An 11270-nucleotide genomic window follows, 5' to 3' on the forward strand; every position below is an offset into this window, starting at 1 on the left:
GATGCTGGCCAAGGGCAACCGGAGCAAGCAGGTCACGGACGCGTGCCACGCGCACGGCGGGTTCTACCTCGGGTCCATCGGCGGACCCGCGGCCCCGCAGACCGCACCCGCGCGACCCGCATCCGCCGCGCCCGCGGCCTCCGTCGGGTTCGCGGCTCCCGCCCCGGCGGCCGGCGGGCTCGACCCGCGCACGTTGTGGCCCAACATCCTGGAGGCGGTGAAGAACCGCCGCCGCTTCACCTGGATCCTGCTCAGCCAGAACGCCCAGGTCGCGGGCTTCGACGGCACCACCCTCCAGATCGCCTTCGTCAACTCCGGCGCCCGCGACAACTTCGCCGGCAGCGGCAGCGAGGACGTGCTGCGCCAGGCGCTTGCGGAGCAGTTCAGCGTCCAGTGGAAGATCGAGGCCGTCGTCGACCCGACCGGAGGCGGCGGCACCGCGCCCCCGCCCCCCGGTGGCTACGGGGGCGGCGGCTACGGCGGCGGCGCCCAGGCCGCGCAGCGTACGGTGGCAGCCGCGCCCGCCGCTGCGGCACCGTCCTCCGCAGCCGCTCCGAACCGCCCGCCGCAGGCGGCGGGCGGCAGCGGACCGGCAGGTGCGATGGGCGCCGCGTCCACCGGCCCGTCCATGGCGTCCCGGCCCACCGCCCCGGAGCCGACCCCCGTCGCCCCCGAGGACGACATCCCCGAGGACGACGACCCCGACCTGAACGAGTCGGCCCTGTCCGGCCGCGAACTGATCGTGCGGGAACTGGGCGCGACGGTGGTCGAGGAGTACACGACGGAGTGACCCGGAGGCACTCGGCCCCTCCGGTCCGCCGAACTCGATGGGCCTCGGCTCCTCCAGGTCGTCCGACTCACCAACCCTCGGCCGCAGCGGGCTGCCTGGCGTCCTGGGGCGTCCGCCGCCTAGGGTCCTGGCTCCCTCGCGCCGTCCGGCCGTCTCCGTGCCGGCCGGCCTTCTCTGAGCCGCTGAGTCCGGGGGCGCCTGGCTGCCGGCCCCCTTCCCGCATGCGGCCCGGGAGCGGCCACCGGGCCGCTGTGGCGCTGACTGCCGTAAGTACCGAGTCCTCCAGGCCGCCCGGTTTCCGGGGTGCCCGGGAGCGGGGCCGGAGCCCGGGAGCGGTGTCCGCGCCGTTCCACAGTCCGCCCGGCTCCACGGGCCGCCCGCTCTCCAGGGGCGCCCGGCCTCTCCGGGCTGCCCGGCCTCTTTGCCAGCCGGCTGGCCCCGGCCCTCCCGATGCTCGGCCGAGCGGCCGGGGGGCCGAGCGGCCGAGCGGCCGGGGGGCCGTACGTCGTAGCCGCGCGCGCCCCTCGGAGGAACCTATGAAGCGCTGCCTCCCTCCCCCTCGGTGGCCCGCACAAAGGGTGGGCCGGCGATGCCGTTAGGCTGACCCACGTGAAGGTCCTCGTCATCGGCAGCGGCGCGCGTGAGCACGCCCTGTGCCGTTCCCTGTCCCTCGACCCCGCCGTCACCGCGCTGCACTGCGCGCCCGGCAACGCCGGCATCGCCGAGGTCGCCGAGCTGCACCAGGTCGACGCCCTGGACGGCGTGGCCGTCTCCGCGCTGGCCGTGGAGCTGGGCGCCGACCTCGTGGTCGTCGGCCCGGAGGCCCCGCTGGTCGCCGGTGTCGCCGACGCCGTGCGCGAGGCCGGCATCCCGGTGTTCGGCCCCTCCGAGGAGGCCGCGCGGCTGGAGGGCTCCAAGGCCTTCGCCAAGGACGTGATGGCGGGCGCGGGCGTCCCCACGGCACGTTCGTACGTCTGCACGACCGCGGAGGAGGTCGCCGAGGCACTCAACGCCTTCGGCGCCCCCTACGTCGTCAAGGACGACGGCCTCGCCGCCGGCAAGGGCGTCGTCGTCACCGACGACGTCGAGACCGCCCGGGCGCACGCCGCCGCCTGCGACCGCGTCGTGATCGAGGAGTACCTCGACGGCCCCGAGGTCTCCCTCTTCGCCGTCACCGACGGCGTGACCGTCGTCCCGCTCCAGCCCGCGCAGGACTTCAAACGCGCCCTGGACGGCGACGAGGGGCCGAACACCGGCGGCATGGGCGCCTACTCCCCGCTGCCCTGGGCCGACCCCGCGCTCGTGGACGAGGTCCTGCGGACCGTGCTGCAGCCCACCGTGGACGAGATGCGCCGCCGGGGCACCCCGTTCTCCGGGCTGCTCTACGCCGGGCTCGCGATCACCGGCCGCGGTGTCCGGGTGATCGAGTTCAACGCCCGTTTCGGTGACCCCGAGACCCAGGTCGTCCTCGCCCGGCTGCGCACCCCCCTCGCGGGCGTCCTGATGGCCGCGGCCACCGGCAACCTCGCCGACCTCGAACCCCTGCGCTGGAGCGACGAGGCGGCTGTCACCGTGGTCGTCGCCTCGCACAACTACCCCGGCGCCCCGCGCACCGGCGACCCGATCACCGGTCTGGACGAGGTGGCCGCGAAGGACGCCCCGCACGCGTACGTGCTGCACGCCGGCACCCGGCGTGAGGGCGACGCGGTGCTGAGCGCGGGCGGCCGGGTCCTGTCCGTCACCGCGACCGGCGCGGACCTGACCGAGGCGCGCGAGCGGGCGTACACGGCGGTCGCGCGGATCGGCCTGGACGGCTCCCAGCACCGCACCGACATCGCCGCGAAGGCGGCAGCGAGCGCGTAACGGGAGCCGGACGGCGCCCACGCCCCCGGTGGCGTGGGCCCCAGGCGCGAGCGGCTCGTCGTCCTCGGGCGCGACCAGCGCGCCTTTGCAGGCACGGGTCACGGACGGTCCACCTCCCGCTGGGGCGTCCCCTCCCGCAGCGCCGCGGAGCGCCCCGCACCCCCTCCCAGCAGCGCGACCAGCGCCTCTCACTCTCCTTCCCCCGATGGTCGGGCCCCGGACACGAGCCGAGGCCCGACCATTGCTTTGCGTCGACCACCTTTGACCAAAGCCATTCCATCGAGTGAGCAATGCCCCATCCGGCTGACGCGGGCCGAGGCCCCAACTAGGGTGCGGCGCAAGCACTCCGGCACTTGGCCCACCGGCATTGCGATGTCAGTGACGGGTGCCACAGTGGGGGAGTGAGCAACGCCAGGACAGTCGCGAGGGGGTGACGAACGGCCGTGACCGGTACGGGTGCCGAAGTCGGCGCGCAGTTCGCGCGCTCCAGGGCCCTCGCCGTGCTGCGCGTGCGCGGCCGGGCGCTGGCCGTCGCCCTGCTGCCCGCCGCCCTCGCCGTGGTCCTGCTCGCGGGCGGCTCCACGGGCCATCTCGTGGGCGGAGGCTGGGACGCGGCCCGCTGGATCGCGGGCGTCGTCGCACTCGTCGTCCTGCTCGCCGCCGCCGGGGTCGGCGCGGTCGTCGCCCGCTCCCGCCCGGCCATGAGCCCGACGGTCCCGGTCCCCGAGGAGACCGCCCCGGACCTGTACCGGCTGGTCCGGGACCTGGCCGACCGGCTCGACGTCCCGGCGCCGTCCGCCATAGCGCTCACCCCGGACTGCGACAGCTGGCTGGAGGACCGCACCCACCCGGCCCACGCCCCGCCCGAACGCGCCGAGTGCTCCGACCGCGACGAGCCGGACGGGCTGCGCGGCCTGCCCCCGTCCCGTCCGCGCCGTACGCCGGCGGCGCCCGTACTCGTGATCGGCTCGCCGTTCCTGTGGTGGATGCGGGTGGGCGAGTTGCGCGCCGTCCTCGCCCCGGTCGTCGCCGGTACCGGACCCGCTGCGCACCCCGACATAGCCGCCGCCCGCCGCTTCGTACGCGGCCTGGACGCGGCGGTGGGCGCCGCCTCGACGCCCGGCCGCGGCCCGCTGACCCGCGCGGTGCACGCGGGCGTCGGCCCGGTGGCCCGGCTGCTGCTGCGCGGCTGCCGGGAGGACGCGGCCCTGATGGAACGCGGCGTCGCCGCCGCGGCGGCCGAGCGTGCACAGGCTGTGGACTACGGCCTGCGGATCGTCGCCCAGGAGCAGGTGGGCCTGGCGTACGCGGGCTGGGACCGGCTGCTGACCCGGGTCGCGCTGCCCGCCTGGCGGATGGGCCGCTGGCCCTCGCGGCTGGACGCGGGCGTGGTCGCCGCCCTGACCGAACTGTCCCGCCGGGACCGGCTGGCCGAGGGCTTCGCGTCCCGGCTCGGCGAGCGCCCCGCGTGCGACCTGCTGGAGGAGCCCGGCGCGGTGGACGAGGCCACGTCGTTGCTGGCCGCGCGGTTGTTCCACGGCGGACCGGCCGAGCAGGGCCCGGGGTGGGCCCCGGTGGACTGGCAGTCGTATCCGGAAGAGGTCGTGGACCGCAAGTGGCGCACCGACGCCGCCCGGCTCCACCGGGTGCTGGACGCCCTCGGCGTGCCGCACTGTCCCACTCCGCCGGCCATCGACCCGCACGGCCCGACCCTGGCCCGCGTCCTGGACCACCTCGCCGCCCCGTCGCGCCCGTCGGCCGCCCCGCGGCCGCCGGCCCGGCCGTCCACCGCCGCGGACGGCGTGTCCGCGCCTCCGCCGCACGCGGGGCGCACCGCCCCGCCCACCGCGATACCCGGCACCCCGGCGACATCCGCCGACCCGCCGCATCCGGCGGGCCCGGCGGATGCGGTGCCGGCCGGCGCGCGCGCCGGGGACGACGGCACGACCGAGGACCTGGAACAGGCCCTGCGGCGCGGCCCGGAGGAGGACCTGATGGACGCGGACGCCACGCCCGCCACGCACGGCACCCACGCCGCGCACGGCACGGACGACACCCCGGGCACGGACCGCCTGACCCAGCCCGACCACCTGAGCCAGCCGGGCCCCCTGGACCCCTGGGGTCGGACCGAGCAGTCCGACTGGACCGACCGCGTCGACCTGACCGACCCGGACGACGAGGAGGCCGACCTCGCGAGCGGCCTGGCGAACGAGCGCAGCGCCGCCCTCGCCGCCGGTCTCACCGCCGAACTGGCCCGCGAGGAGGCCGCCGCGCCGACGGCGCGCATGGCGGCGCAGGGAGCCGGCGGCCAGGCCGCCGGGGTACCCCCCTGGGACCAGGACTCGCTGCCGCTCTTCCCGCTCCAGCCGCCTCGCACCGGCCGCGAGCTGCTCGCCGACCACGTCACCGCGATGGTCTGCTGCGCGGCGATGGACACCGCGGGCGCGGTCCCGGGCCTCGACTGGCTCGACGGCCCCACCCTGCTGGTGGACGGCGTGCGCGCCACCGACCTCGGGGCGAAGGTGCTCGCCCTGGTCGAGGACGGCGACCCGGTCCCGCTGCGGACCTGGTTGATCGATTCGGGCATACGTCCGGAGAAGCCGGTACGCCTGGGCTGACAACGGTCTGACCAGGACCGACGCCGAACCCGTCGCCGCTCTACCGGATGGTCTGCTTCCACTTTCGGCCAATTCGCAACGACTAGTGACAGCATGCGTGCGTAATGTGATGTGCTGGGATCGATCGCGCGCGGCAAACGCCCCCGACATACGACAGGCACCGACAACCGCACAGTGAGCCGGCCGGACAGGCACTCGAGGACGGACCCGCACCACCGCGCGAGCCGCCGAGGGGGCCACGAGGGAGGGGAACGGGCATGGGATCGGAGCGCATCCGCCGCTGGGAGTCGGGAGCCCTCGCACACGCCGTCACGGACCCCTTCGGGCAGGGGCCCGTCCCCTGGCTGCGCGGCAGCGAGACCTACTTCGACGACACCGGCCACGTCGTCCCCTGGTACGTCGATCCGGCGCCGAACACCGCCCTGCCCGGCGCGCCCCGCGTCCCGGCGCCCCGGTCCGCGGGCGGCGGCCTCCGCTCGGCCGACGACGTCCACCGCCAGATCAAGGGCTTCGCCTCCACCGGCGCCGTCACGCCCGGCGAGGCGATCGACTTCCACATCACCGTTGACCCGCCCCAGCAGTTCGGCGTCGACGTCTACCGCATCGGCCACTACGGCGGCGACGGCGCCGCGAAGATCACCACCAGCCCCCGCCTGTCCGGCATCGTGCAGCCGGCGCCGCTGACCGCCGACCGCACCGTCTCCTGCCACCACTGGTGGCTGTCCTGGCGGCTCCAGGTGCCGTCGTACTGGAGCACCGGCGCCTATGTCGCCGTGCTGACCACGGCGGACGGCTACCGCTCGCACATCCCGTTCACCGTCCGCGACGACGACCCGGCGGACCTGCTCCTGCTGCTGCCGGACGTCACCTGGCAGGCCTACAACCTCTACCCGGAGGACGGCCACACCGGCGCCAGCCTCTACCACGCCTGGGACGCGGAGGGCCGGCTGCTGGGCGAGGCCGACGCGGCGTCCACGGTCTCCTTCGACCGCCCCTACGCGGGCGCGGGCCTGCCCCTGCACGTCGGGCACGCCTACGACTTCATCCGCTGGGCCGAGCGCTACGGCTACGACCTCGCCTACGCCGACGCCCGCGACCTGCACGCCGGCCGGATCGACCCCACCCGCTACCGGGGGCTGGTCTTCCCCGGCCACGACGAGTACTGGTCGGCGCCGATGCGCCGCACGGTCGAGCTGGCCCGTGAGACCGGCACCTCGCTGGTCTTCCTGTCGGCGAACACCATGTACTGGCAGGTGGAGCTGGGCCCGTCGCCGTCCGGGGTGCCCGACCGCCTGCTGACCTGCCGCAAACGCAAGGGCCCGGGCCGCCCGGTGCTGTGGCGGGAGATCGACCGCCCCGAGCAGCAGCTCATCGGCATCCAGTACGCCGGGCGCGTACCCGAACCGCGCCCGATGGTCGTGCGCAACGCCGACCACTGGCTGTGGGAGTCGACCGGGGCCGGCGAGGGCGAGGAGATCGCCGGTCTGGTCGCGGGCGAGGCGGACCGCTACTTCCCGCGCACCCCGCTGCCCGACCACCAGGACCGCATCCTGCTCGCCCACTCGCCCTACGCCGACGCCGACGGCGTCCGGCGCCACCAGGAGACCTCGTTGTACCGGGCGCCGTCCGGGGCGCTGGTCTTCGCCTCCGGGACGTTCGCCTGGTCGCCGGCCCTGGACCGCCCGGGCCACGCCGACCCCCGTATCCAGCGGGCCACCGCCAACCTGCTGGACCGCATCTGCAAACGCGACTGACCCGCTGTCCGAGGCCGCCGTCCCCGTACGGGACAATCGAGCCATTGGACAGAACCACGGGGAGGAACCGTGTCCGGATTCGTCGAAAAGCCCGAGCCGATCCAGGTTCCGGGCCTGGTGCATCTGCACACCGGCAAGGTGCGCGAGCTGTACCGCAACGAGGCGGGCGACCTCGTGATGGTCGCCAGCGACCGCATGTCCGCCTACGACTGGGTGCTGCCCACCGAGATCCCCGACAAGGGCCGCGTGCTCACGCAGCTGTCCCTGTGGTGGTTCGACCGGCTCGCCGACCTGGTCCCCCACCACGTCATCAGCACCGACCTGCCCGAGGGCGCCCCCGCCGACTGGGCCGGCCGGACCCTGGTGTGCAAGTCGCTGCGGATGGCCCCGGTGGAGTGCGTGGCGCGCGGCTACCTCACCGGCTCCGGCCTCGCCGAGTACGAGCGGAGCCGCACCGTCTGCGGTCTCGCCCTGCCCGAGGGCCTGGTGGACGGCTCCGAGCTGCCCGCCCCGATCTTCACCCCGGCCACCAAGGCCGAGGTCGGCGAGCACGACGAGAACGTCTCCTACGAGGAGGTCGCTCGCCAGGTAGGCGCCGAGACGGCCGCCGAGCTGCGCCAGGCCACCCTGGCCGTCTACAGCCGGGCCCGGGACATCGCCCGGGAGCGCGGGATCATCCTGGCGGACACCAAGTTCGAGTTCGGCTTCGACGGGGAGACGCTCGTCCTGGCCGACGAGGTCCTCACCCCGGACTCGTCCCGCTTCTGGCCGGCCGACCAGTGGCAGCCGGGCCGCGCGCAGCCCTCCTACGACAAGCAGTACGTCCGCGACTGGCTGACCTCCGCGGAGTCGGGCTGGGACCGCAGGAGCGAGCAGCCCCCGCCGCCGCTGCCGGAGAAGGTCGTCGAGGCCACCCGCGCCAAGTACGTGGAGGCCTACGAGCGGCTGACCGGCACCAGCTGGTCGTAGCCGAGACGCGGAAACGAACGAGCCCCCCGGTGGAAGCCGGGGGGCTCGGAACTGGAGCGGACGACGAGGCTCGAACTCGCGACCTCAACCTTGGCAAGGTTGCGCTCTACCAACTGAGCTACGTCCGCGTTGCGCCGTGGCGCGAGAGCCACTATACCCAACCTCGCTCGCGTGCGAGGCGTACCGCCGCATGCCGGTTTTCCGCGCCGGGTTTCGTCACGGCCGAGGACAGGTAGTTGCGGACGGTTCCGGCGGACAGGGCGGCCCGCTCGGCGATCTCCGTGACCGGCGCGCCGTCGGCGGCCAGCTCGAGCACCTCGGCCTCGCGCACGGTCAGCGGGGAGTCCCCGGCGGAGATCGCGTCGGTGGCCAACTCCGGATCGACGGTGGGGGTCCCCCCGCGCCGTTCAGGCGTGGGGGAGGTTTCCGGCGTGCACGGTGCGGATGATCTCGGTGAGCCGCTGGGCGCTGACGGTCTTCGGGACGAAGCCGCGCACTCCGGCGGCGAGGGCCCGCTTGAGATGCCCGGGCCGCCCGTGGCTGGTCACGATCAGCACCCGGCAGCCGGGCAGCTCGGCGCGCAGGGATGTGGCGACCTTCACACCGTCCGCGCCGGGCATCTGGAGATCCAGCACGGCCACGTCGGGGGTGTGCGCCCGGGCCATGGCCGGCGCCTCGGGCCCGCTGGCCGCCTCCGCGACGACCAGCAGGTCGTCCTCCAGGGAGAGCAGCGCCGCGAGCGCGCCCCGGATGAGGTGTTCGTCGTCGGCGAGCAGCAGGCGGACGGGGGCGGGGGGCGTCGTCATGGGGTGACCTCGCTCAGCGCACGGGCGGTCTCGGTGGTGCCGGCGGCACGCAGCGGCACCTCGGCGGTCAGCCGGAACCGGCCTCCGTCGACCGGTCCGAAGCGCAGGGTGCCGTCGAGTTCCGACAGCCGTTCACGCAGCCCGGCCAGTCCCGAGCCCGGCCGGCCGCCGGGCGCGCCGGGCGCGCCGTCGTTCTCGACGGACAGTTCGGCCCGCCCGTCCTCGACCCGCAGGGCGATGGCGCAGCTGCGGGCGTCGCCGTGCCGGAGGACGTTGGTCGCCGCCTCGCGGACCACCCAGCCGAGCGCGGACTGCGCCGGGGCGGGCAGCCCGGCGGTCGACCCGGTGATCGCGCAGTCGATGCCGGCGGCTTCCAGCACCCCCTGAGCGCCCGCGAGTTCCGCCCCGAGGTCGGCCTCCCGGTAGCCGCGGACGACCGCGCACGCCTCGCGCTGCGACTCCTGCGCCAGCCGCTGCACCTCGACCATCTGGTCCACCGCCTCGGGCCGACCGCGCCGCCCCAGCTGCACCGCCAGCTCGGCCTTCAGCGTGATCACCGCGAGGTTGCGGCCCAGCACGTCGTGCAGGTCCCGCCCGAACCGCAGCCGCTCCTCGGCGACCGCGAGCCGCGCCTCGGTCTCGCGGGCGCGTTCGGCCTCCCACAGCACCGACAGGGTCCATGCGCAGCAGCGGGCGGCCAGCAGCGTCATTCCCATGGCGAAGACGGCCAGGACTCCGGTCATGAGGACGTCGAGGGCCGTCCGGAAGACGAGGGCGGACGCGGCCATCAGCACCGCCGTCAGCAGGGCGGAGCGGCGCAGCGGCACGGGCACCGTCACCACCAGCCCGTACATCAGGCCGAACGTCAGCAGGGCGGCGCCGATCGCCAGTCGCGCCGTCCAGGACGGGATGCCGTTCACCAGGACCAGCACCATGGGCAGGACGAGCGCGAGCACCAGCAGGACCAGCGGTGCGCGCAGGGCGCGGGCGGGCAGGACGGCGCGCCCCAGATAGTGGTCGAGCGCGGGCCGGGCGAGCCGGTTGGCGGCCAGGCACTGCAGGGCGCCGACGACGAGCAGCAGGCCGGTGAGGACCAGCGGCGTCGGCCGGTGCCGCACCCCGCCGACCACCGGCAGTCCGAGCCAGGTCAGTTCGAACACCCAGATCGAGGCGCCCCAGCTGAGCACGCTCTGCAGCCCGACCCGCTCGGCCAGCCGGTCGGCCAGGCCCTCGGCCTCCTCCAGGTAGTGCGTGGTGAGCAGCACGGTCGTCCCGGCGTCACGCAGCGCGCCCACCAACTCCCAGGTCTCCCGGCGCCCTTCGGCGTCCAGACCGGTCGTCGGCTCGTCCAGGAACAGCACCTCGGGGTCGCCGAGCAGCGCGAGCGCCAGATCCAGCCGCCGCCGCTCCCCGCCCGACAACTGTTTGTCCCGCACATCGGTGCGCCGTTCCAGCCCGACCAGCGCTAGAACGTCCCGGGGCGGGCGCGCCCCGCTCACGCAGCCCGCCCACATCCGCGCGGTCTCGGTGACGGTGAGCTCGGAGGGGAAGCCCCCTTCCTGGAGCATCACTCCGGTACGCGGCCGTACGGCGGCGCGCTCGGTGAACGGATCGTGACCCAGGACCCGTACGCGTCCGGAGGCCGGGGCCGCCAGGCCCTCCAGCAGTTCGACGGTGGAGGTCTTTCCCGCGCCGTTGGTGCCCAGCAGCGCGAAGACCTCGCCATGTTTCACGTGAAACGAGATCCCGCGTACCGCTTCGAACCCGCCCCCGTACACGCGCCGCAGGTCGGTGACCTCAATCGCGTGGTCGTGTTCGTCGATGTTCATGCCCTCAGCGTTCCGCCGGTTGGGCGCCGGGAGCAGTGCGCGGTGTCATGACTCGCCATGACAAATGTCAGGACGGTGATCGCGGGGAACACGAAAAGACCCCGGTCCAGTGGACCGGGGTCTTTCTCCCGAGCGGACGACGAGGCTCGAACTCGCGACCTCAACCTTGGCAAGGTTGCGCTCTACCAACTGAGCTACGTCCGCATTGCCTCCGACCGGCTCCCACCGATCGGCGCGAGCACCAGCCTACCTGATCCACAAGAGTGGTCCGGACCGGCGGTGCAGAGCGGGTGACAGGGATCGCACACTGCGCCTTCCCCCTGGAAGGGGGATGTTCTGCTACTGAACTACACCCGCATGTACTCCGTGGGTTCCGGCCTTTCGGCCTCGCCCCTCGGCGTGCTCCAGACATTAGCTGATCAACGGGGGGGTTGCGCAAGTCGGCTTCCCGGAGGGCCCGCTGACGGCCCCGGGGGACCCTGCCGGGCGGGGCGGCGTCCGGCAGGGGGGCGGCGGCGCGGGGTGCCTCCGGCGGGGTGGGCCGGGGACCGGCTTGACCACCAGGTCCGGGAAACGCGCCGCGAACTCCCGCGCGGCCTGCGGGAAGGTGGTGACGATCGTGGCGGGCACCGGCAGTCCGC

The 11270-nt window shown here is 74.7% G+C and carries 6 protein-coding genes, 3 tRNA genes and 2 pseudogenes; 5 read left to right on the forward strand and 6 right to left on the reverse strand.

Going from position 1 to position 11270, the window contains the following annotated elements:
- From AB0N63_RS35825 to AB0N63_RS35845, 5 genes are all read left to right on the forward strand, one after another.
- Window positions 1–790: fumarate hydratase C-terminal domain-containing protein (locus AB0N63_RS35825; protein ID WP_365536166.1), on the forward strand; the 790-nt coding region annotated here is incomplete at its 5' end.
- A 609-nt stretch (window positions 791–1399) separates the two neighbouring features.
- Window positions 1400–2653 carry a phosphoribosylamine--glycine ligase gene (gene purD / locus AB0N63_RS35830; protein WP_365536168.1) on the forward strand — a complete coding sequence of 418 codons (1254 nt, stop codon included), beginning with the start codon at window positions 1400–1402 and terminating at the stop codon, window positions 2651–2653.
- Window positions 2654–3096: 443 nt separating this feature from the next.
- Entirely contained in the window at window positions 3097–5271 is a 2175-nt protein-coding gene (locus AB0N63_RS35835; RefSeq protein WP_365536171.1) for a hypothetical protein, read from the forward strand.
- A gap of 257 nt (window positions 5272–5528) precedes the next feature.
- Window positions 5529–7025 (forward strand): N,N-dimethylformamidase beta subunit family domain-containing protein, encoded by a 1497-nt coding sequence (locus AB0N63_RS35840; RefSeq protein WP_365536174.1) that lies wholly within the window; start codon window positions 5529–5531, stop codon window positions 7023–7025.
- A gap of 69 nt (window positions 7026–7094) precedes the next feature.
- The gene (locus AB0N63_RS35845) at window positions 7095–7994 is read left to right on the forward strand and encodes a phosphoribosylaminoimidazolesuccinocarboxamide synthase (protein ID WP_365536175.1); all 900 of its coding nucleotides are present in this window, start codon (window positions 7095–7097) and stop codon (window positions 7992–7994) included.
- 52 nt (window positions 7995–8046) lie between these two features.
- Here AB0N63_RS35845 and AB0N63_RS35850 read toward each other — a convergent pair.
- The 6 genes and pseudogenes from AB0N63_RS35850 to AB0N63_RS35875 all read right to left on the reverse strand — a co-directional run bounded on the left by AB0N63_RS35850 (window position 8047) and on the right by AB0N63_RS35875 (window position 10986).
- Window positions 8047–8122 (reverse strand) — tRNA-Gly (locus AB0N63_RS35850).
- Between the two features lie 23 nt (window positions 8123–8145).
- Window positions 8146–8800, reverse strand: a pseudogene (locus tag AB0N63_RS35855) (response regulator transcription factor).
- A complete protein-coding gene (locus tag AB0N63_RS35860) occupies window positions 8797–9735 on the reverse strand; it encodes a histidine kinase (protein ID WP_365536177.1) in 939 nt (312 codons plus the stop codon). The pseudogene AB0N63_RS35855 and the gene AB0N63_RS35860 overlap by 4 nt, the downstream one beginning before the upstream one ends.
- 273 nt (window positions 9736–10008) lie before the next feature.
- Window positions 10009–10629: pseudogene (locus AB0N63_RS35865) on the reverse strand (ABC transporter ATP-binding protein); the annotation flags it as partial.
- Between the two features lie 131 nt (window positions 10630–10760).
- Window positions 10761–10833: transfer RNA gene (locus tag AB0N63_RS35870), tRNA-Gly, on the reverse strand.
- Between the two features lie 81 nt (window positions 10834–10914).
- A tRNA-Gly gene (locus tag AB0N63_RS35875) sits at window positions 10915–10986 on the reverse strand.
- Between the last annotated feature and the right edge of the window lie 284 nt (window positions 10987–11270).

This window comes from Streptomyces sp. NPDC093260, assembly GCF_040683715.1.
Classification (GTDB): domain Bacteria; phylum Actinomycetota; class Actinomycetes; order Streptomycetales; family Streptomycetaceae; genus Streptomyces; species Streptomyces sennicomposti.